This window comes from Serratia sp. PL7 (genome assembly GCF_945957435.1).
The window spans coordinates 205329-226399 of the sequence record NZ_CAMFLB010000005.1 but is presented as its reverse complement, the minus strand read 5'-3'; the positions used below and the strand labels follow the sequence as shown (position 1 = coordinate 226399).

20 protein-coding genes are annotated in these 21071 nt (G+C 54.7%); 11 read left to right on the top strand and 9 right to left on the bottom strand.

The annotated features are described in order from the left end of the window. Window positions 1-166: 166 nt before the first annotated feature. Window positions 167-793, top strand: coding sequence for a LysE family translocator (locus tag N6G83_RS23365; protein WP_211136487.1), 627 nt, complete (start codon window positions 167-169; stop codon window positions 791-793). Between the two features lie 2 nt (window positions 794-795). Here N6G83_RS23365 and N6G83_RS23360 read toward each other — a convergent pair whose 3' ends face one another. Then, window positions 796-1359, bottom strand: a complete 564-nt coding sequence (locus N6G83_RS23360) for a DedA family protein (RefSeq protein ID WP_211136488.1) — start codon at window positions 1357-1359, stop codon at window positions 796-798. A 206-nt stretch (window positions 1360-1565) separates the two neighbouring features. On the opposite strand from N6G83_RS23360, the gene N6G83_RS23355 reads away from it, so the two are divergent. The 6 genes from N6G83_RS23355 to N6G83_RS23330 all read left to right on the top strand — a co-directional run bounded on the left by N6G83_RS23355 (window position 1566) and on the right by N6G83_RS23330 (window position 7765). Then, on the top strand, window positions 1566-2834 hold the full coding sequence (locus N6G83_RS23355; protein ID WP_260524032.1) for a sensor histidine kinase: 1269 nt from the start codon (window positions 1566-1568) through the stop codon (window positions 2832-2834). Next, complete coding sequence (locus tag N6G83_RS23350) at window positions 2834-3457, top strand: response regulator transcription factor (protein ID WP_211136490.1); 624 nt, start codon at window positions 2834-2836, stop codon at window positions 3455-3457. Before N6G83_RS23355 ends, N6G83_RS23350 begins: the two co-directional genes overlap by 1 nt. A gap of 109 nt (window positions 3458-3566) precedes the next feature. Then, window positions 3567-4250 carry an outer membrane protein gene (locus N6G83_RS23345; RefSeq protein ID WP_024527409.1) on the top strand — a complete coding sequence of 228 codons (684 nt, stop codon included), beginning with the start codon at window positions 3567-3569 and terminating at the stop codon, window positions 4248-4250. Between the two features lie 228 nt (window positions 4251-4478). After that, window positions 4479-5582, top strand: coding sequence for an adenosylhomocysteinase (locus N6G83_RS23340; protein ID WP_024527411.1), 1104 nt, complete (start codon window positions 4479-4481; stop codon window positions 5580-5582). 156 nt (window positions 5583-5738) lie between these two features. Continuing rightward, entirely contained in the window at window positions 5739-6668 is a 930-nt protein-coding gene (gene pbpG, locus N6G83_RS23335; protein WP_211136495.1) for a D-alanyl-D-alanine endopeptidase, read from the top strand. Window positions 6669-6844: 176 nt separating this feature from the next. Continuing rightward, window positions 6845-7765, top strand: a complete 921-nt coding sequence (locus N6G83_RS23330) for a DUF808 domain-containing protein (protein WP_065686766.1) — start codon at window positions 6845-6847, stop codon at window positions 7763-7765. Window positions 7766-8041: 276 nt separating this feature from the next. On the opposite strand, the gene N6G83_RS23325 is transcribed toward N6G83_RS23330, so the two are convergent. From N6G83_RS23325 to N6G83_RS23300, 6 genes are all read right to left on the bottom strand, one after another. Next, window positions 8042-8590, bottom strand: a complete 549-nt coding sequence (locus tag N6G83_RS23325; RefSeq protein WP_211136491.1) for a GNAT family N-acetyltransferase — start codon at window positions 8588-8590, stop codon at window positions 8042-8044. Window positions 8591-8984: 394 nt separating this feature from the next. Beyond that, window positions 8985-10010, bottom strand: a complete 1026-nt coding sequence (locus N6G83_RS23320; protein ID WP_211136492.1) for a MerR family transcriptional regulator — start codon at window positions 10008-10010, stop codon at window positions 8985-8987. 132 nt (window positions 10011-10142) lie between these two features. Continuing rightward, the gene (locus N6G83_RS23315; RefSeq protein WP_098928156.1) at window positions 10143-10955 is read right to left on the bottom strand and encodes a MetQ/NlpA family lipoprotein; all 813 of its coding nucleotides are present in this window, start codon (window positions 10953-10955) and stop codon (window positions 10143-10145) included. Window positions 10956-11073: 118 nt separating this feature from the next. Continuing rightward, entirely contained in the window at window positions 11074-11907 is an 834-nt protein-coding gene (locus tag N6G83_RS23310) for a DUF1460 domain-containing protein (RefSeq protein ID WP_211136493.1), read from the bottom strand. A 79-nt stretch (window positions 11908-11986) separates the two neighbouring features. After that, on the bottom strand, window positions 11987-12529 hold the full coding sequence (locus N6G83_RS23305) for a GNAT family N-acetyltransferase (RefSeq protein ID WP_065686770.1): 543 nt from the start codon (window positions 12527-12529) through the stop codon (window positions 11987-11989). Then, entirely contained in the window at window positions 12530-12997 is a 468-nt protein-coding gene (locus N6G83_RS23300; RefSeq protein WP_024527419.1) for an acyltransferase, read from the bottom strand. It abuts the gene before it with no gap. A gap of 207 nt (window positions 12998-13204) precedes the next feature. Here N6G83_RS23300 and N6G83_RS23295 point away from each other — a divergent pair, with 207 nt between their 5' ends. The 4 genes from N6G83_RS23295 to N6G83_RS23280 all read left to right on the top strand — a co-directional run bounded on the left by N6G83_RS23295 (window position 13205) and on the right by N6G83_RS23280 (window position 17692). Further along, entirely contained in the window at window positions 13205-13795 is a 591-nt protein-coding gene (locus tag N6G83_RS23295) for a Yip1 family protein (protein ID WP_024527420.1), read from the top strand. A gap of 136 nt (window positions 13796-13931) precedes the next feature. Then, window positions 13932-14936 (top strand): LacI family DNA-binding transcriptional regulator, encoded by a 1005-nt coding sequence (locus N6G83_RS23290; protein WP_161711856.1) that lies wholly within the window; start codon window positions 13932-13934, stop codon window positions 14934-14936. Window positions 14937-15078: 142 nt separating this feature from the next. After that, window positions 15079-16527, top strand: coding sequence for a Na+/H+ antiporter NhaC (nhaC, locus tag N6G83_RS23285; protein ID WP_211134589.1), 1449 nt, complete (start codon window positions 15079-15081; stop codon window positions 16525-16527). Next, a complete protein-coding gene (locus N6G83_RS23280; RefSeq protein WP_211134590.1) occupies window positions 16514-17692 on the top strand; it encodes a MalY/PatB family protein in 1179 nt (392 codons plus the stop codon). The genes nhaC and N6G83_RS23280 overlap by 14 nt, the downstream gene beginning before the upstream one ends. Window positions 17693-17747: 55 nt before the next feature. Here N6G83_RS23280 and N6G83_RS23275 read toward each other — a convergent pair whose 3' ends face one another. Together N6G83_RS23275 and dld are read right to left on the bottom strand one after the other, a co-directional pair. Beyond that, window positions 17748-19121, bottom strand: coding sequence for an NAD-dependent succinate-semialdehyde dehydrogenase (locus tag N6G83_RS23275; RefSeq protein ID WP_211134591.1), 1374 nt, complete (start codon window positions 19119-19121; stop codon window positions 17748-17750). Between the two features lie 224 nt (window positions 19122-19345). Beyond that, window positions 19346-21043: a D-lactate dehydrogenase gene (dld, locus tag N6G83_RS23270; RefSeq protein WP_409529721.1), complete on the bottom strand. Its 1698-nt coding sequence runs from the start codon at window positions 21041-21043 to the stop codon at window positions 19346-19348. Window positions 21044-21071: the final 28 nt, after the last annotated feature.

Here is a 21071-nt window from a genome sequence, read left to right as displayed (position 1 = left end):
TGACAACAGTACCGGGCTAGCTCCCTCTCCCTGTGGGAGAGGGTTGGGGTGAGGGGACATTGCTGCGCACTCGCCGAAGTTTTACTCACGTATCCTTACGTTTCTATTGCTTTTATTTTGGCCAGCGCGTTAATTTGATTAACGGAACCAGGCAAGGGGAAAGGGCATGATCAACGAAACGTTATTATCGGTACTCAGCATTACCGGGGCTATTACACTTGGTGCGATGAGCCCAGGGCAAAGCTTTATTCTGGTAGCGCGAACGGCGGTGGCTTCGTCACGGCGCGATGGGATGGCGGTGGCATTGGGGATGGGGATCGGCTGTTTTATCTTCGCACTCATTGCCTTGTTGGGGCTGCAATCGCTGCTGCTTGCGCTGCCTTGGCTGTATACCACGCTGAAAATGCTGGGGGGGGCCTATCTGATCTATCTGGCATTCAAAATGCTGCGCGGAGCCAATCAGCCGTTGATGATCGAAGCGGTTGGCGGCCAGCAGCTAGGCTTTCGCCGTGCATTCACCACCGGGCTGCTAACCCAGTTGGGCAACCCGAACACCGCTATCGTATTCGGCAGCGTGTTTGCGGCGTTGCTTAGCCATAAGATCCCCATGGTGCTGTATATCGTGTTGCCGCTGATTGCTCTGGCCGTCGATCTGCTGTGGTATGCCTTTGTGGCGTTTGTGCTGTCATCACCGCGCCCGCGCCGCATCTACCTTCGTTTCAAAGCCTGGTTCGATCGCCTGGGCGGCAGCGTGCTGGCCTTACTGGGCCTGAAGCTGATGCTCAACAAATAGTCTTATTGTGTATGACGACGCCGCCACCAGTAGCGAAGCAGCAGAATAACGGCGATCGTCACCACGCAGAACAGCAGGCTATACAGCTTTTTGTCACTACCGCTGACAAAACTGCTGATGGCCTGGCCACCAAAATAGCCGAGCAGTACAAATAGCGTGGCCCACAGGATAGCCCCTAGAATATTCAGCGGGATAAAGCGCGAGGGGGGCAGCTTACTGGCACCGATCAACACCGGGCCGATAAGCCGGAATCCGTACATAAAACGTACGCCAATCACAAATAAAATCGGGTGGCTGGCAATCAGCTTTTGGGCGCGTTCAATGCGGGCTTGTTGGCTCTCGATACGGGCAAGCACCCGCCCACCAAAATGGCGCCCGGCAAAATAGAGCACCTGATCGCCCAAGGCGCCGCCAATGGCGACCACCGCAATCACCAGCGGCAGGCGCAGCAACCCGTTGTGTGCCGCAATTCCTCCCAGCAGGGTGATGGTTTCCCCTTCGAGCAGGCAGCCAATCAGCAGCGCCCAGTAGCCATATTGGGTAATGTAGTGGGCCAAATCCGTCATTGTTGTTCCTTCATTGCGATGAAATAGGATTATAACACCCTGTTTCCGCAGCGGGAGGTGAATTGAAACGGCCTGCTGTTAATTATAGATTCTTGCATTCGCATAGTGTTTAATCCGCTATTAATAAACTCGTCTGCCAATGACATGGAGATATTATGCTCAAGGTGGCTCTCTGGTTGGTGCTATCTCTGTTTTCAGGGAGCGGGGTGATAATTTATGCTTTGCAACAGCAATATGAAGAGCAATCAGTTACCTATCGTATTTTATATCGTGAGGTGACGGTTAAATTATCCCAGCTTGAGACGGTGCTTTCCTTACTGTCGGTGTCCAGCGATCCCGCCATCGTCCAGCAAAAATTCCCGCAGATTGTGGCATGGAAACGTATGCCACAGGCACAGCCAATCCCGACTTTAACGCCAACGGGAGAGGGAACTTACTGGCTGGCACACCAACATTTTGCGCTGTTGATCGATCCTGCGCTGTTATTTGCGGACATTCCCCAGCGTCATGATTTCCGGCAGATCGGCCTGAGTTGGCAAAATAAGCCTTTATTTGAGCAGGGGGATCATGCTGAACCGGCGTATTGGCAATGGGACAAGGGGATCAACAACACCTTACAGCCCTTTGAATTATCCGCTCGAAACGACCCTGATTGGGCACGTATGCCTTGGTTGCTGTTATTGCTGCTGCCGGTTTTCTGGGCTGGTGTCGTCTATTTTATCGCCCAATACCGTATTCAAAAACGCCAACGCAATATTGCCGTTTTGCGTGAACACTTCTCGCAATTGACGCGGCTTAACGCCATGGGGGAAATCACGGCCAGCATGGTTCACGAACTCAACCAACCGCTGACTGCGGTGTTAAGTTATAACCAGGCCGCCCTGCGCCTGTTAGGCCAACAGCAGCAGGATAAAGCTATGCCGCTGCTTGATGCGGCTGTGATACAAATCAAACGCATCAGTACGTTGCTGCTGCAATTTCGGCAAAAATTGGCGCATGAGCAGGTGGTATTGCAAGAGGTCGATCTGCATAAGGTCTGGTTGCGCGTCACTATGCTGCTGGAAGATGAGATCAACAAGGGCAAGGTCAGGATCGTTAACCGGATGCCCGATGCGTTACCCCCTCTGCAAGCCGATCCTCTCTGGGTTGAACAAATCTTCCATAACATAGTGACCAACGCCATTCAGGCACAACAGCCCAATCAGCCGAAGCCAGGTTGGGTGGCAATCGATGCTGAATACTCGGATCAAGGGATCCAGCTGATGATTACCGATGGTGGGCCAGGGCTTTCTGAACCAGCATTACAACAGGTCTTTATTCCCTTCTTCACGACTCGCCAGGAGGGATTGGGGCTGGGCATGGCGCTGACAGAAACTCTGGTTCAGCGCCTGAACGGCACTATTACGGTGGAAAATATGGCCGGTCAGGGAGCGCGTTTTACCCTGTGGTTTCCGTTAAACACTCAGGAGGAGTGATGGAACAGTTTATTTATCTGATTGATGACGATCGGGCCATCCGTAGTTCGCTAACTTCACTATTGGCAACCATGGGCTGGCAAACGCTGGTTTATGAAAATGGTCTGGATTTTCAACAGTGGATGGGAGAACCGCAGGCGCTGTGCGGTTGTTTGCTGCTGGATATCCGCATGCCGGGCAAAAGCGGCATCACGCTACTGGAAGAGTGGCAACAACAGGGCCTGGAGATCCCCGTTATCATCATGACCGGCCACGGGAATATTGATTTATGCCGGCGGGCCTTCAAAAACGGGGCTTTTGAATTCTTGACCAAGCCCATTGATGCCGATCTGTTGATCGAAACTGTCGCTGGGGCATTGGAACATCAGCGAATGTTGCAACAACAGAGGCAAGCAACAGCCGAACTACAAGAGAGGCTCAATGCGCTGTCAGCACGGGAGCTGGAGGTCACTGGGTTGATTATGCAAGGAAAATCCAGCAAGGAAATTGCTCAGGAGTTGGAGCTTTCACCGCGCACGGTAGAGGCCCATCGTGCCAATTTATTTGCCAAATTGGCGATCAATTCGTCGGTGAAGTTAATGAAAGTCTATGGTGAGCTGTTTTCTCCAGCAAGAGTTAAGTAAAAATACCTAGAGCCTTAGGTATTCAACCGAATTGCGACACCGCTGCGCGCTGGTTATTTTAGCTGAACCTTCATTGTTCATCATAAATAACCTTTCAAGCGAGGATCGCATGAATATTAAACCTCTGGTACTGCTGGTTTCCCTCTCCGTTGTTTCCGGTAATGTTTTAGCCGATGATTATTTAGAGGGATACTACGGGGCAATAAAACTATTGCACGCCAGACAATCAGCAGAAGATATGGATACCAGCAGCCGTCCAGGCGTGGGTGATTTTGTCAGCGGTGACGAAAAACATAATTTCTATAACGGGGCTATCGCTGCAGGCTATCAATTTGGCAATGGCTGGCGCAGTGAGGCGGAGTATGTGTTCAAAAAGAAAAGCGAATACACCAGCGGCTCCACCACCTTTGCCAGTAGCTACAATCACCACAAAGTGGACGCTGAGCGCCTGATGCTCAATGCCTATCGTGACTACGCGCTAGGGTATGACTTCTCGCTTTATGGCACGGTCGGCCTGGGTATCGCCAAAGTGAAATCCGACGGCTGGCAGGGTAATACCTCGCGCCAATACGCGGCAAGCACGCAAAATAATCTGGCTTACTCCATCGGCGCAGGGATCAGCTATGCGGCGATGGAACGGCTCAATCTAGATTTGGGCTACCGTTACGTGGATATGGGCAAGATTGAAAGTGGCTACAATAACTTCACCAATGCCCGTGGGTTGAAAGATGAGCAAATGAAAGCACGCTTGGTTTCCAGTGAGTTTGCTTTAGGCGTGCGTTACCTGTTCTAGCCTTATCATTGATACCGGGCCGTGAGTTGCGTCATCGCGGCCTATACCTGCTGAACAATCCGTTCGGAGGTTCCTCCCCCCTGATCGATCGGAAAAACCATCACTCATGCTGCTGCCATGATAGTCACCTCGGTTTTTTGCTGTGAGATAAGTGATAATAGCCGCCATGCGATGCAGATTGATCATTCTGCCATGCCCTGGCGGCGTGGCGTAGTAGAGGAGTAACCGATGTATCAGGATTTTGACAGTGAGTTGAAGTGGGCCATGCGCCATATGCCACGTACCCGCGCGGCAGTAGCGGCGTTACCGGATCTGCACGGCGTGCGCCTGGCGTGCAACATGCACCTGGATCTGAAAATGGCCCCGTTGGTAGCTGGGCTGCTGGATAAGGGCGCGGCCATTTATCTCACCACCTGTAACCCGACGACGGTACAGGATGACGTAGTGGCCTGGCTGGAGCGTCACGGTGCCCAAGCGCACGCCTGGCGTGATATGAGCGATGCCGACTGGTCTGAATCGTTCGACCGCGCGCTGGCCTGGGGGCCGACTCATCTGTGTGAGATGGGAGCCGATCTGACCACTCGCCTGCATCAATCTGCCAATGGCCCGCAGATCAAGGCTGGGCTGGAAGCGACCGGTTCAGGCATCAGCCGCTTGGGGGGCATTGCGCCACGTTACCCGATCTTTAACTGGGATGACCTGCCGGTAAAAGAAGGGCTGCATAACCGCCACATGGTTGGGCTGACCGCCTGGCATACCTTCTTCCAGACCACGCATCTGACGCTGCATGAAAAATGTGTGGTGGTGATTGGCTATGGGCTGGTAGGCCAGGGCGTAGCCGCTTCTGCCAAGGCTTATGGCGGGCAAGTTATCGTGGCGGAAATCGATCCGGCTCGTGCTTTGCAAGCGCGCTACGATGGTTGGGCGGTAGTCGATTTAGCCACTGCCGTAGAGCAGGCGGACGTGATTGCCACGGCCACCGGAGCCAAGAACGTGCTGTCTGCACGGCACCTGGAGCGGGCCAAGGATGGGGTGTTTATCCTCAACGTTGGACACGTGGCGGAAGAGATCGACGTCGGTTTCCTGCAAGCCCTGCCGCACAGCGAGCCAATGCCGTTTGTGAATGCTTACCAACTGGCAGACAAAACGCTGTATCTGCTGGCCAACGGGTCTATGTTCAACCTGACGGCAGGCTACGGCGACAGCCTGAATGCCTTTGATGTGACCCTGGCCGTGATGGCCGCCGGTATCGGGCATATCGTGGGGGCCGGTGAGCAGCATGCTGCCGGATTGTACCTATTGCCGCAATCTGCCTGGCAGCCAGCGCTGTAACTTTTACCTTGCGGGCGTACAACCCAGTACGCTCGCGGGTTGCATAAATTTTGCGCCGATAGATTTTGTCACAAATAGCTACTCACAATCACAGTGCAATTCTATATCCCTCACTTATAATTCAACGCAGTCGGTTCTCTCCTCCGTTACAGAGTAATACATGTGAAAATCCGTGTTTTGGTTCTAACCCTGCTCGCGTTGCAAGCCGGTTCTGGACTGGTGCCGAGTGCATTAGCCAGCAATAAAACCGCCGCAGTGCAGGCCACCCAGCCTGAGCTGGCTTCTGGCAGTGCCATGGTGCTGGATATGCAAACGCATCGGGTGATTTATTCACGTAACCCCGATGAAGTGGTCCCTATAGCCTCGATCACCAAGCTGATGACGGCGATGGTGACGCTGGATGCCCGCCTGCCGCTGGACGAAATGCTGTCGGTTGATATCAGCCAGACGCCAGAAATGAAAGGGGTCTACTCCCGGGTGCGCTTGAACAGCGAAATCAGCCGCAAGGATATGTTGCTGTTGGCGCTGATGTCGTCGGAAAACCGGGCCGCGGCCAGCTTGGCGCATCATTATCCAGGGGGCTATAACGCCTTTATCAAGGCGATGAATGCCAAGGCGAGAGCGCTAGGCATGACCAATACGCATTACGTTGAGCCGACCGGGCTATCGATTCATAACGTGTCTACCGCGCGTGACCTGACCAAGCTGATGTTGGCAACCAAGCAGTACCCGCTGATCGGCCAGTTGAGCACTACTACCGAACGGATGGCGACCTTCAAGGATCCCAACTATACGCTGCCGTTTCGCAATACCAACCATCTGGTCTACAACCCGAAATGGAATATCCAGCTGACCAAAACCGGTTTTACCAATCAGGCCGGACACTGCTTGGCGATGCGTACCGTGATTGGTAACCGCTCCGTTTCGCTGGTGGTGTTGGACGCCTTTGGCAAATATACCCATTTTGCGGACGCCAGCCGTCTGCGCACCTGGATTGAAACCGGCAAAGTAACGCCGATCCCAGCGGCGGCGCGCGATTATCGCCGCCAGAAAGATGCCGCCCTGGCGAAGAACGACACGGAATAAAACGTGACTTATTAGCCTGCCGCCTGTCGCGGCAGGCTATCACTTTCCCATTCTGCAAAATTCACGACTTAAACCCGCAGCTACAGTAAAATCATTAAGATTTTCCCTCTTCATGTTTTCAACCCGCTATGCTAAACCGGTATGGCTATCCCACCCTTTGATAAGGAAAGTGCATTTTGGCAGGCAGTAGCTTATTAACCCTGATCGATGACATTGCTTCGTTACTGGATGATGTTTCACTGATGACGAAAATGGCGGCCAAAAAGACCGCCGGGGTGCTGGGAGACGATCTGGCGCTCAACGCCCAACAGGTCAGTGGTGTTAAGGCCGATCGTGAAATCCCCGTGGTGTGGAAGGTGGCCAAGGGCTCGTTTATCAACAAGGCGATCCTGGTACCGCTGGCATTGCTGATCAGCGCTTTTGCCCCTTGGGCGATTACGCCGCTGCTGATGATCGGTGGGGCTTACCTCTGCTATGAAGGGTTTGAAAAGGTTTACCACAGTCTGATGCACCGCAAGGGCGCAGAGGCAGAAGAAAAAGCGGAACTGGATACCAGTGAGGACGTTGCAGTCTATGAACAGCGCAAAATTAAAGGCGCCATTCGTACCGACTTTGTACTCTCCGCCGAGATTATTGCCATCACGCTGGGGACCGTAGCCGGAGCCACCTTTAGCCAGCAGGTGATTGTGCTGTGTGGTATCGCCATTGTGATGACGGTAGGGGTGTACGGCATCGTGGCGGGCATCGTCAAGCTGGACGATCTGGGGTTCTACCTGGCCCGTAAGCGTAGCGCGCTGGCGCAATCGTTAGGGCGAGGTATTGTCAGTGCGGCACCTTATCTGATGAAAACGCTGTCGGTGGTGGGTACCCTGGCCATGTTTATGGTGGGTGGCGGGATTTTGACCCACGGGCTACCGCCTGTGCATCATCTGTTCACCGACTGGGCGAGTTATTCTATGGTGGTACCTGGCGTAGGTGCGATCCTGGGGGGGCTGACCCCTACGCTGCTGAATGCAGTGTTCGGCCTGATCGCTGGTGGCGTTGTGATGCTGGTGGTCTCTGGGATTAGTTCGGTGCGGGCTCGTTTTAAGGCTTGATGCAAAGAAGATACGGCAGACCCTTCTCAATCAACTCTCTCACCACCATTGGGCGCATTGAAGCGCCCAATGGTGGTGAGAACTAGAAGATCAGTTTGAACACACCGGTAATGGTCAGTAGGCCAACAATAAAGATAATCGCAATAATCCACAGAAAAATTTTCATCCGTCTCTCCCGACTGTTTATGTTTAGTGAATGCGTGAATGCACGCTGAGATCGCTAAGCCACGACAAGATTAACTATAGATGAAAATCAGCAGCTTGCCCGGAAAGGGCCTAAGGCAGCGTATGGCTGCCGCCATTCAGTGGCCGCTGCATAATGTGGGTATCCAGCCAACCGCCAAATTTAAACCCGACGCCGCTTAGGGTGCCGATGCTGGTGAAGCCCAGCTTGCGGTGCAGGGCAAGGGAGCCTGCATTGCCAGCAGCATCGCCAATCGTTGTCAGCATTTGCCGCCACGGGCCGTGCTCACAGCGAGCAATCAATGCGCCGAGTAATGTCTTGCCAATACCGTGCCCTTGCAGGCCTTCGGCGACATAGACAGAATTCTCGATGGTGTAGCGATAAGCAGGCCGCGGCCGATACGGCGTGGCATAGCAATAGCCCACGACGCGGTCTTCCATCTTCGCCACCAGCCATGGTAACCCCGCAGCCAAGACGTTATGGCGGCGCTGTTGCATCTCTTCCAGCGTTGGGGGCGTTTCTTCGAACGAGGCTGGCCCGTAAAGCACGTGATGAGCATAAATCTGTTGAATGGCCGCCATATCCTCAGTGCTGGCATCGGAGACGCTTAGCGTTGCCAGCGGTGGGGTTGCAAGTGACATAGTGCTCCCTTTTATGATGATAAATCAGAGTACCAAGGCATTATGCACCGCGCCTGGCGACAAGATAAATTGGCTTTTTGTCTGGCGGGGATAAGAAAAAATGATGGTATTTTTCATGCAGAGAAATGTGTTAGGTGAAGAAAGGTATGTCATTGCGTTAGGTGTTGCCCCTCGCCCTCACCCTAACCCTCTCCCACAGGGAGAGGGGACCGATCCAGTCCGTTGATACTCTCCATTACTTCCTGAAACGACGCAGATGCATCGAAGGTACAAACCAGTTCCGTTGTCCTATAGTTATTTGATATTAATATATTTTATTAATATCGCGGGTTAACCAAGTACTCTGACCAGCTCCCTCTCCCTGTGGGAGAGGGTTGGGGTGAGGGGACACGGGTTACCGCCGCATCAGTTGCGTGACGCACTGGCGTAGATAGTCCAACAGCGCCGGCGTGAGCCAAGTGCCCTCGGTCAATGTCGGCTCTTGCTCCATCGCCTGGCGGATCTTCATCTGGGTGGCCGGATTGTCACTGGCATAGGACTGGAATAGCTCCAGCCAAAGGGCCGCCAACTGTTTAGCCTGTGTCGATGCAGGCGCAACCTCCTGCTGCATCGCTTGCTGGAATTGGGCAATCAGCGCTGGCCATTCCTGAATGCGATCAAAATAGTGCGTGCGGACATAGGCATATTCGGTATCAGACAGGTATTTTTGATAGATCGCCAGCTTGGTTTCGGCAAAGGCACGGGTGATGTAATCGGTCATTGCCGGTGTGATCCCCGTTTGTTCGCGCATCGAAGGCTCATCGGCGTGCATGGCGTTGAGGCGGGTCAGAAATGCCGGATTGCCTGCGGTATCACGCTCCAGCGTGCACATCCAGCGGCGCGCAATAGCCTGAGCACGCGGATCTTCGGCGCTTGCCCCACCGTCCATCAGTTCTTGCACCGTGCTCACCATCTCCTGCCATTCACGATTACGCGCTTCGTCGGCCTGATAGAACGGCAGCTGTGCCAGTTCGTCGGCGGTAAAGTATTTATCGTACATGGTCATCATCTCCAACGTGATCAGCCAATCATTCAATTCGGGTTCACTGCCTTGGGTCAATTGGGTGTGCATATGCTGTAAGCGGCTGCGCAGCGTGGTTATCTGCGTCAGTTGCCGATCGAGCATGGCAATTTGCTGTTCAATAACCGCGGGTAACGCCAGCCCCGAGTGCGCCAGAATCGAGTCGATTTCTGCAAGTGCGACTCCCATTCGCCGCAAGGCTTGAATATGGTGCAGGCGAGTAATATCTTCCCGATTGTAAAGGCGATATCCGGCATCAGAACGTGCAGAGGGGAGCAGCAGCCCAATGCTGTGATAATGATGCAAGGTTCTTACGGTTATTCCCGAACGGCGGGCAAGTTCGCCGACTTTCAGTAACATGCTGATTATCTCCCTGGTGTGAGCTGAGATACTACAGCCTGACGTTACGTGAGGGTCAAGCAGGGAGGGGGGAATTTTTGTGAAGCATTGCAGGCACCAACAACCGGCACCTGCAACCGATCGCGGGGGAAGTTACCAGCCTTTGACGGCACCGCCGTTGAAGATCTTTTCTGCCGCTTTGGCGACTTCATCGGACTCGTAGGCTTTCACGAAATTCTGCACGTTCTGCGCATCTTTATTATCTTCGCGTGCCACCACGATATTGGTGTACGGCGAATCTTTATCCTCGATAAAAATCCCGTCCTTGGTCGGCGTCAGGCCTATCTGGTTGATATAGGTGGTGCTGATCACCGCCACCGCGACTTTAGGATCGTCCAATACCTGGGGCAGTTGCGCGCCCTCCAGCTCCATAATCTGGTAGTTGTGCGGGTTGGCACTGATATCCAGCGAGGTTGGCAGCAGGCCTTTACCCTGCTTTAGTTCGATCAGCCCAACCTTTTTCAACAGCAACAGGGCGCGGCCCAGGTTGGTGGGATCGTTCGGGATGGCAATTACTGCGCCGTCCTGCAACTCTGACAGCGATTTGATCTTTTTCGAATAGCCAGCCATTGGGAACACAAAGGTGTTGCCTACCACCACCAGTTTGTAGCCGTGATCTTTATTTTGCTGTTCCAGGAAGGGGCGGTGCTGGAATACGTTGGCATCCAGTTCGCCTTTGTCGGTGGCATCATTGGGTAGCAACGAACCGCTAAAACCAATCAGCTCAACGTCCAGGCCATATTTCTCTTTGGCCACCCGTTTGGCGACCTCCGCCACGTCCTGCTCGGCACCGTTAATGACGCCAACCTTGATATGGTTTTGATCGGCCTTCTGATCGCACCCTTGTAATAACAACGTTGCTGCTAATGCTGCGGCCAAGGCGGTGCAGCGCCAAACAATTGCCATGAGTGACTCCCTGTAAAAACAATAAGATCGGTCAGTGTTGTGCCAACAGCTAAACCTATGGCCGTAGCCAAGTCAAATCCTGGTTAAGCACAATTTCTTATAGCTCATAACACGGCGATCAGCGTGGCCGTAACACCACGATACCCGGCGTATTCAGTACATAGTTGGCAAACGCCGAGTCCATCACTTTGTGGTTTTCCGGGCGTGAGGAAGCATGGCGCAGCACCGGCCCATTTTGGGTCATGATAAAGAAGCCGGTATGGGTAACGTCCAGCCCTGCCAGCTTGGTATAGATGCCGATATAGTCGCCGGTCTGTAATTGGCTAATCACCTGCTCATCAATAAATTCGCTAGGGATATAGGTGATGTTGCGCTCGGTGACCGCGATGCCAGGCAGATAGAGCTCGCCATCCGCTTTGCGGTTGAGCTGTTTGACCACGGTGATGGCATGCGGGCTGAGCTGCGCGGTGACGTCATCGGCAAGGATCTGGCGGGTGTGCGCCCAGTCGGTGAAGAAATGCTTGCGCTGCTGGAAACTGACATCACCATTGATATAGCGCGTCTGAATCACATTTTCGACGAAGTCGTTTTCGCTGGTGGCGGTTCTGAGCGCCTGCACGTAATCCAGATAGGTAAAGCAATCTACCCCACGGAAATCGATCACTAATTGTTCCGCTGCGGTGGCGGAACCGATCAGCCGGTTGGCTAGGTAAGGGGTTTCCAGGAAAGTCTGCGAGAGCAGCTCGATGGCCCGCCCTTTATCGATTTCCGGTACCGCCGCATGCAGAGCCAGCGCTGCCTGCAGTTTGTTTACTGTGTAATCGTCCATTACTGTCGCCATTGTCAGAGGTTTCACCTGTTGCGGTAGGGATTCTACCGGGATTTTGGCCGGTTGTTTACCGCTGCAACCCATCAGCGTCGTACTCAATATTATCAGGGCCAAGCCACGCATCCCTCTCTCCCAAGCGATCATTGGTCTGGCCAGTATGGCGTGCGCAAGGTAAACCCAGCATCACCCAAAAAGCGGTAAATCAATAGCCCACTTCATTATTGAACGGCAGATACCAGAACAGTGCGATCTCATGATCGGCAATGTCCGGTTGCCCACGATAGAGTAAATGATCGATGCCACCCAGCACAAAGCCATAGCGCTGATAGCAGCGGCAGGCAGTCAGATTATTGTTTTGGGTTTCCAGCATCAGCCCCGCGGTGTCCTGCTCTCGTGCCCAATGACGTGCGGCATCCAATAGCGCTGTGGCTACGCCTTGGCGGCGAGCGGGGCGGCTAACGGCAATCTCCTCGATCAGCGTATAGTCGTTCCAGTTTTTGCTGAGAGTGATATGCCCCACGGCTTCCCCTTGGTAACGAGCGAGGAAGGTCTCCCCATCGTCATTGAGGAACGGGGCCAGCGGATAGACTTTATTGAAAGGAACCACTGGCTGGGTTGGCCACTGCTCGACCGGCTTATCAAAACAGGGTTGAGCATAACAGGCGACGGCAAAGGAAAAATCACCGTATTCCAGGTAACCAAAGGGGAGTTCGCTGATAATTTCAATGCCGATCGCCTGATGCAATTATTCCAGCTCCCTTAGCAGCCTGGCGGGGTTGCCCGCATAAATGCCTTTGCGGGTAATGCTTTTGCTGACTACCGCACCGGCACCAATCACCACGTCATCGCAGATTTCCACGGCCAGTATGGTGGCACCAGAACCTACAGAAACCCGGTTGCCGAGCCGCGTGTGCCCCCAGCTTGCCGGGTCGGCGTTAGGGGCGCCCCCTTTGAACAGATCGTTGGCAAACATCACGCCGTGGCCAATAAAGCAATCTTCGCCCAAGGTTACGTATTCACAGATAAAGCTATGCGACTGGATCTTGCTGCGCGCGCCCACGCAGACGTTCTTCTGGATCTCGACAAACGGGCCGACAAACACATCGTCCCCCAACTGGCAGCCATACAGGTTGCTGGGTTCGATCACCATCACGTTCTGTCCGGCCTGCACGTTATTAATCCCGCTTTGGCGGGTGCGGATCTTGGTTGTCATGGTCTCCCTCCATCAAGTAACGCAACATATTGATTATAGTGCAGAGTAACCCACAGGCCGCTGACAGCGTACGTTTTTTCAACCAAAGACTATAATTGATGCAGGGCCGAGAGCCTGATAGCCGCAACCCTTGCGCGGTGTCTGAACCGCCAGTGGTGTGTTTTCCGTTCGCCGATCGCGGTTGGCGGCGAAATGAGGAGGTGTCTCATGGTCAATCATGTCTGGGGTCTGCTGGCGCATCCCAACGCCGAATTCAAACAGATCAAAAGCGAGAATGAATCCGTCTCGCACTTGTATACCCACCACGTGCTGCTAATGGCATTGATACCGGTGGTCAGCGCGTTTATCGGTACCACGCGGCTAGGCTGGCTCTCTGGTCAAGGGCAGGCAATCCGCCTGGATATGTTCACTGCTTTCTACACCGCCGTCGCGTTTTATCTGTTGATGCTGGCTGGCGTGGCGATCATGGGCAAGGTGATCCACTGGATGGCGCGGCGTTATGAATCCCGGCCAAGCCTGCACCTGTGTATGGTCTTTGCGGGCTATGTTGCGACCCCGATGTTTCTCAGCGGATTAGTGGCGCTGTACCCGTTGGTCTGGCTGTGTCTGTTTGTCGGCATTATCGGCCTGGCGTATTCGGGCTATCTGCTGTATCTCGGCATTCCACACTTCCTGAATATCGATCGCAAAGAGGGGTTTATCTTCTCCAGCTCAACCTTGGCGATCGGCATTCTGTTACTTGAATTGCTACTTGGACTGACTGTCTTGCTGTGGGGGTATGGTTTCTGGTTATTCTGAAGTTAGCGTGATCGTTGCCCCTCATACCCTGTGGTATGGGGGGCTTTTGTTTAAATAAGCTGAACTCGACCCTCTGGATTTGTTACTCCCCCCTGCTTATTATCAACTCATTAAATGATACCGACTGGAATAATTGATGGCGACAATGAAAGAGGTGGCGCAGCGAGCCGGGGTTTCCGCTGCGACGGTCTCTCGGGTGATTAACAATACCGCCTATGTCGAGCCGGTGACCCGCGAGCGTGTCGAAAAAGCGATGCGTGAGTTCAATTACCACCGCAATGCGGCGGCGCTGGCGTTAGCCAAACGTAGTGGCAACATGCTGGGGCTGCTGACCGGCAATCTGGCCGATCCCTTTTTCTCGCGCTTGGCGCGTGGGGTGGAAGAGGTAACCCGCAAAGAAGGGGCGAAGCTTATGGTGTGCAGCGGTGGGCACCAGGCGGAGCGCGAAAAGGCCGGGTTGGATTTTCTGATCAATCAGGGCTGTGAGGCGATTGTCGCTCACATCACCCGTATGAGCGATGCCGATGTGCTGCGCTATGCCGCTCACTCCCCCGGTTTGGTGATCATCAATCGCTACTTTCCTGCCATTGCCAACCGCTGCGTGTGGTTGGATAACGTCAGTGCGGCTCAGGCCTCGACCGAACATTTGCTGCAACAGGGGCATCGGCGCATTGCCTGTGTGACCGCCGATTTACCCATTGACGATCGCAAGCTGCGTTTACAGGGCTACCGCAATGCGATGGCACAGGCGGGGATCGACGTTCCGGGTGAATGGGTGATCAGCGTGCCCTTTGATGAAGAGGGGGGAGAATTGGCCGCAGAGCAGATACTTTCCAGCCGTCATCACTTTACGGCCGCAGTGACGTTTAATGACGTGATGGCCGCCGGCATGATGCGAGCCTTGCACCAGCGCCAAATCCCCTTGCCGCAGCAACTGTCGATTATCGGCTTTGATGATGTGGTGCTGGCGCGCTATCTGTATCCCGCGTTAAGCACCATGCATTATCCCATCGAGCGTATGGCCAAACGGGCGGCCAAGCTGGCGCTGTTGAGCCAGCAACAGCAAGGGTTGCCGCCGCAAAATAACATGTTTAGCGCTGAACTGGTGCTGCGTGACTCGGTCACTCGCTGGCAGGGATAGCTTGTCCAGAGGTTGTTCTGAGAGCTGCATCACAAAGTTATCCGTCATGAAAGCGGTTACATGGCTTGAGGCGCTAGCTCACACCCCGGTAAACCAGGATTCACTACGCTAGCGGCACATCAATAACAACTCGGGGTGACCTATGGATGGTAAGAAAACGCTCAACCTTTGGCTGGCTTTGCTGCCGATCGTTGCCATGCTGACGCTGTTGATCGTCGGCTATGGGGTGTGGGAATTACGTATTGAACCGCTGTTACTGCTTTCGGCGGCCGTTGCTGCCGGATTGGCACTGTGGCAGGGCTACAGCTGGGATGACATTATAAACTCGATCGTCAGCAAGCTGGCGAAGGCCATGCCGGTGATCATGATCCTGATCTGTGTCGGCGGCCTGATTGGTACCTGGATGATCAGCGGCACTATTCCTTACATGGTGTACTGGGGGCTGAAAGTGATCAGCCCGCAATATATTCTGATTGCGGCCTTCTTCCTCACCAGCGTGATTTCCGTCTGTACCGGCACCTCATGGGGATCTGCGGGGACAGTTGGTGTTGCGCTGATGGGCGTAGCGGCGGGGCTGGATGTGCCGTTGGCGGCGGCGGCGGGCGCGGTGGTTTCCGGTGCCTATTTCGGCGATAAAATCTCTCCGCTGTCGGATTCGACCAACTTTGCCGCTATCGTGGCCGAAACCGATCTCTATGCGCATATCAAACACCTGATGTATACCACGCTGCCCAGCTTTGTGCTGGCAGCCACCGTTTACCTGATCGCCGGTCATAGCAGCGTGGTGGGAACGGTTGCTACGCCACAGCGGGTCACTGACATCATTGTTGGGCTGGAAAGCCTGTATCATTTCAACCTGCTGCTGATCCTGCCGCCGGTGCTGGTGCTGTGGGGCGCTGTGACCAAACGGGCGGTGATCCCGGTCATGCTGGCTGCCTGTGTGCTGGCGATCGGCCTCGCCGTGGTGATGCAGGGCTTTAGCCTGAAACAGGGCCTGAACGCGCTGATGGACGGCTTCAACCTGTCGATGTTTGCTGAACGCGGGCATGATATCAGCGGCGTGATCGCCGATGTTCCGCGCTTGCTTAACCGGGGGGGCATGTTCTCAATGATGAGCACCATCCTGCTGGTTCTGTGTGCCTTCTCATTTGCCGGTGCGCTGACGCTGACCGGCGCACTGACGGTGATTATCAACCGGTTGCTGAAAGTGGTACGTACCACCGGCCAACTGATTGCCGCCACGGTAGGGACTACCATCCTGGTCACCGGAGCGACCAGCGATGGCAAGCTGGCGCTGCTCATTCCGGCAGAGCTGTATAAGGACGCCTATCGTCGCATGGGATTGGACAACACCAACCTGTCACGCACCATCGAAGATGCCGGTACGGTGATTGAGCCCCTCATTCCCTGGACGGCGGCCGGTGTTTATATGGCGACCACGTTGGGAGTGAGCACGCTGGATCTGCTGCCTTGGGCGGTGCAGTGTTACGCGGCGGTCTTCTTCGCTTTGATTTACGGTTTTACCGGTTTTGGCATCGCCAGAGTGAAGCCAGAGGCTCAACAACAGGAGACGCCAAATGAAACAGCCTGATTTCAACCAGGTGGTCGATCGCCACCATACCAGCTCGGTAAAATGGGATTTCATGGGGCATTATCTGCAATTGAATGAAACCGACCTGTTGCCGATGTGGGTATCAGACTTTGACTTTCCTTGCCCGCCAGCAGTGCAGCAGGCTTTGCATGCGCGTGTCGAACATGGCGTATTTGGCTATAGCGAACGTGATGAAGATTACTACCGGGCGGCTATTGAGTGGTTTGCCCAACGCCACCAACTGCCGTTGCAACGGCAATGGTTTACCTCGATCGAAGGGGTTGTGCCGGGGATTGCGCTGCTGATCCAGATGCTCAGCCAACCCGGTGATGGCGTCGTGGTGCAGGGGCCTTATTACGGCTCCTTTAAGAAGGTGATCACCCTCAATGGTCGTCGGGTACTCGAGAACCCACTGCAGGAGCGGGAAGGGGAGTATCACTTTGACTTTACCCAGTTGGCCGAGCTGTTGCAGCGGGAGAAGCCGCCGTTGCTGGTGTTGTGCAATCCGCATAACCCAACCGGCCGCTGCTGGAACCAGCAGGAACTGACGCAATTGCTGACGCTGTGCCAGCAACACGGGGTGACGGTGATCTCTGATGAGATCTGGGCGGATTTGATCCTGCCGGAAGAGCGCTTTACCTCGGTTTTACACCTGGGGTCGCAGTGGCACGATAGGGTGATTGTGGCAACCTCTGCCAGTAAAACCTTTGGTCTGTCCTCGCTACGCATCTCCAATTTCCTGATCCCGAATGCGGCGCTGCGTGAGCAATTTGTCGAACGGCTCAATGCGCACGGGTTAGACGTTTTCAACGCGCTTGCCATGACGGCAGCGACGGCGGCTTACCAGCAGGGTGGCCCGTGGCTAGATGCTTTGTTGGCTTATTTGGCCGAGAACCGGCGCTGGTTTGCACAGGCGTTGGAGCAGGCGGCTCCCTGGTGCCGGATGATATCAGCACAAGGCACTTATCTGGCCTGGCTGGATTGCCGTGCGCTGGGGGTGGATGATGAAGCTCTGCAGCTGGCCATGCGTCAACAGGCCAAGATTGCGCCTTCGATGGGCTATGGATTTGGCGAGCAGGGGGAGGGTTTTATCCGCATCAATCTCGGTTGTCCGCGCGCCTATCTTGAAATGGCCGTCGCAGGGTTGGCTAAACTAACCGATTGATTTTATAGTGGGCACAGCATGCTGCGCCCACTTAGCGCCCCTCCAGTATAAAACCTTAGCTATGGCTAACCACCACCAGTTTCTGGTTCACAAACTCTTTAATCCCCAGGTCTGACAGCTCGCGGCCAAAGCCGGAACGTTTAATACCGCCAAACGGCAGCTCAGGTGCGGTATCGGTCAAGGAGTTGATATATACCATGCCGGTTTCAATGCGTGAGGCCAGCTTTTTGGCTCGTTCAATATCGGTGCTGAAAATGGCCCCACCAAGCCCGTAGTGGGAGTCGTTGGCCAGTTTGACGATCTCTTCGTCATCGCTCACTACATAGACCTGCGCCACCGGGCCGAAAAACTCAGTGAAATAAGCCGGGTTATCGCGGCTGATATGCGTGAGGATGGTGGGTTCAAAGAAGTTACCTTCGTGCTGTAACGCCTTGCCGCCCAGGTGCAGTTTGGCCCCTTGCTTCACCGCCTCATTGACCTGCTCGGTCAGCCCTTCCAAGGCAGACTTGGAGGATAGCGGCCCTAAGGTGGTGGTTTCATCCAGCGGATCGCCCATTTTCACATTCTTGAAATGCTCGGTGAGCTGTTGCAGGAAGGCTTTCGCCACTTTCTCCTGCACGATAAAACGCTTGGCGGCGGTACAGACCTGCCCGGCATTGTTGAGCCGCGCCTGTGCGCCCACTTTGGCGGCCCTCTCGAGATCGCAATCGTCGAGCACGACGAAAACGTCGTTACCTCCCAATTCCAGCGTGGCCTTTTTCAGCTTCTTGGCCGCCTGAGCCGCCACGATGCTGCCCGCTTTTTCCGAACCGGTCAACGCCACGCCTTGCACCCGATCATCGGCGATGATGCTGGCCACCTGATCCTGGGAAATATACAGGTTGGTATAGGCCCCTTTGGGCGCTCCGGCCTCATGCACCAGCCTCTCGAACGCTTCGGCGCAGTGCGGCACGATGCTGGCATGCTTGACCACTACCGGATTCCCGGCTGCCAGGTTAGGGGCGAGCACGCGCATCAGTTGGTAAAAAGGGAAGTTCCAAGGCTCGACCGCCATCAACACCCCGATGGGATGATGCTCGACCCAGGCCTCACCCAGGCTGGACTCATAGCTCACCGGGGCCAGGAATTTTTGCGCATTGTTGGCGTAGTAACGGGCAATCTGGGCACACAGCTTCACTTCACCACGGCTTTGCTCGATCAGCTTGCCCATCTCAACGCTGGCAATGTTCGCCAGTTCCTCCACCCTGCTCTCCATCAGCTCGGCCAGCTTATGCAACACGGGTAGGCGCTGGATGATTTCGCCTTTGGCCCAGTCGGAATGATAAAGCGCATCGGCCTGGGCTAGCGCCAGTTCGACCTGATCGTCGTTATGCGGGGTATATTCTTTAATCAGCTGATTGTTAAAGGGGTTTACTGTCTGGTATGGCATGAAGTGCTCCTTTCGTCGCTCATGTTGACGCCTGACAGACGCCTTATTCAGAACGTTAAGTTTAGTCGACAGGGCTGCGAAGGAGGGGCATAAAGGGCGATCGTGCGCCAGTGCCGCGCATGCAGAGGCTTAATACGAGTGTGCCGAGATGTCCCAAAGGGCAAGCTCTACCAGCCCCCTCTGCCTGTGGGAGAGGGGGCTGGTGAGGGGGGTAAGATAAAATGTTACTGAATGTTGTTACCCCAGTGTTTTTGCTTACTGGTTTTGCCAATGCCGGGATTAAAACTGTTGGTAGGATCGGCATCCTGATAGAAGGCCTGTAAATCCGGTTTGGCATGATACAGATGGCCAACGTTGTGCTCGGCCGGATACTCCGCACCACGCTGATTGAGGATCTCCAACATCTGTTCTTTCAGCGCATGGCTGTCCGCGCCTTTTTTCACCACGTAATCCTGATGGAACACGTGGCACATAAAGTGGCCGTAATACAGCTTGTGCACCAGTTGGTTGTCGATCTCCGGCGGCAGGGTTTCAAACCACTCGGTATCGTTGCGGCGCAGGGCGATATCCAGCGCCAGAATATCCTCGACCTGATCGGCATGCACCGCGTGATAGCGCACGGCGGCGCCCGCTGCGGCAAAGCGGTGCAGGAACGCTTTCTTGCCTTCTTCAGGCGTGCAGACGAAAAAGTCACCGTCGGCCTGGGCAAAATAGCTTTGCAGATACTGCTGGGCTTCCTCCACGCCTGGGCCGGCCATTTTCAGCAGCAGATGGTGTTCAAAGCGTTGGCGATACGCTTTCATGCGCGTTGGCAGATGGTTAGGTGCCAGCTTGCTCAGCTTCTGCATCAGGTTATCGGTGAGGTTATGCGGTAACAGCGGCAGTTTGTTCAGCGTGGCATCCACTCGGCCCTTCAGGGTGAAGAAGCGCGGCATTTGATCGGTGCCCAGCTTGTCGATCATCATAAAGGTGTCTTTGCCATACACCTCGGCGATATCGAAAATATCGCGGTGCATATATTCCCCGGCCACCGGCAGATTTTCAAACTGGCTCAGCATATGGCGGCGCAGCTCGGTCAATACCGCGGTATCGTTGGTGCCGATATAGAACACCTGCTCTTTATCTTCTTTGGCGAAGGTGTCCAGACGTACCGCAAATACCGCCAGCTTCCCGGCACAGCCGGAAGCCTCGAACAGGCGGCGTTTATCGGCATTAAAGCGGGAAGGGGTATCGGCATCCACATCGCGCACACGGCTGGCGTATTCGTTATCCGAAGCGCGCAGTTCGCCATGTTCAACATCGGTTGGCCGGTAATCGCCCTTTTCCAACCGCGTGAGGATCTCTTCCGGCGTGTCGCCCAGGTTAATCCCCAGATGATTGACCAACCGTAACTGGCCATCGGTGTCCAGCTTGGCGTACAACGCCATTTCAGTATAGGCCGGGCCGCGCTTGACCAGCGCCCCCCCGGAGTTGTTGCATATCCCCCCGATCACCGAAGCGCCGATACAGGAAGAGCCGATTACCGAGTGCGGTTCACGGCCATAAGGTTTCAACAACCTTTCCAGCTTATTGAGCGTACTGCCGGGGAAGCCTACCACCTGCTTGCCGTTATCCAATACCTGAATATGATCGAGCCGCAGGGTGCTGACAATGACAATCTCACGATCATAATCCTGGCCGCTTGGGGTGGAGCCTTCGGTCAAACCGGTGTTGGCCGCCTGCATAATGACAATCTTATCGGCGGCGACGCAGGCTTGCAGGATCTGCCACAGTTGCAGCAAACGGGTAGGGAACACGACGGCCAATGCCTTGCCACCGCCGGAGCGGAAACCTTTGCGATAACGTTCGGTGCTACGCTCGCCGGTCAGCACTTGTGCGTTGCCGACGATATTCTTCAACTGAGTGATAAATGCCTGCGTCATGCCCATCTCCATGTCCCCGCCTGGCTGC

Coding starts and splice junctions, on each gene's coding strand:
- N6G83_RS23315 (WP_098928156.1), bottom strand. CDS start 10,955: ATGGCAATTGTTTGGCGCTGCACCGCCTTGGCCGCAGCATTAGCAGCA.
- N6G83_RS23275 (WP_211134591.1), bottom strand. CDS start 19,121: ATGCCATACCAGACAGTAAACCCCTTTAACAATCAGCTGATTAAAGAA.
- N6G83_RS23280 (WP_211134590.1), top strand. CDS start 16,514: ATGAAACAGCCTGATTTCAACCAGGTGGTCGATCGCCACCATACCAGC.
- N6G83_RS23310 (WP_211136493.1), bottom strand. CDS start 11,907: ATGCGTGGCTTGGCCCTGATAATATTGAGTACGACGCTGATGGGTTGC.
- N6G83_RS23340 (WP_024527411.1), top strand. CDS start 4,479: ATGTATCAGGATTTTGACAGTGAGTTGAAGTGGGCCATGCGCCATATG.
- N6G83_RS23325 (WP_211136491.1), bottom strand. CDS start 8,590: ATGTCACTTGCAACCCCACCGCTGGCAACGCTAAGCGTCTCCGATGCC.
- N6G83_RS23295 (WP_024527420.1), top strand. CDS start 13,205: ATGGTCAATCATGTCTGGGGTCTGCTGGCGCATCCCAACGCCGAATTC.
- N6G83_RS23320 (WP_211136492.1), bottom strand. CDS start 10,010: ATGTTACTGAAAGTCGGCGAACTTGCCCGCCGTTCGGGAATAACCGTA.
- N6G83_RS23360 (WP_211136488.1), bottom strand. CDS start 1,359: ATGACGGATTTGGCCCACTACATTACCCAATATGGCTACTGGGCGCTG.
- dld (WP_409529721.1), bottom strand. CDS start 21,043: ATGACGCAGGCATTTATCACTCAGTTGAAGAATATCGTCGGCAACGCA.
- N6G83_RS23365 (WP_211136487.1), top strand. CDS start 167: ATGATCAACGAAACGTTATTATCGGTACTCAGCATTACCGGGGCTATT.
- N6G83_RS23300 (WP_024527419.1), bottom strand. CDS start 12,997: ATGACAACCAAGATCCGCACCCGCCAAAGCGGGATTAATAACGTGCAG.
- nhaC (WP_211134589.1), top strand. CDS start 15,079: ATGGATGGTAAGAAAACGCTCAACCTTTGGCTGGCTTTGCTGCCGATC.
- N6G83_RS23290 (WP_161711856.1), top strand. CDS start 13,932: ATGGCGACAATGAAAGAGGTGGCGCAGCGAGCCGGGGTTTCCGCTGCG.
- N6G83_RS23350 (WP_211136490.1), top strand. CDS start 2,834: ATGGAACAGTTTATTTATCTGATTGATGACGATCGGGCCATCCGTAGT.
- N6G83_RS23345 (WP_024527409.1), top strand. CDS start 3,567: ATGAATATTAAACCTCTGGTACTGCTGGTTTCCCTCTCCGTTGTTTCC.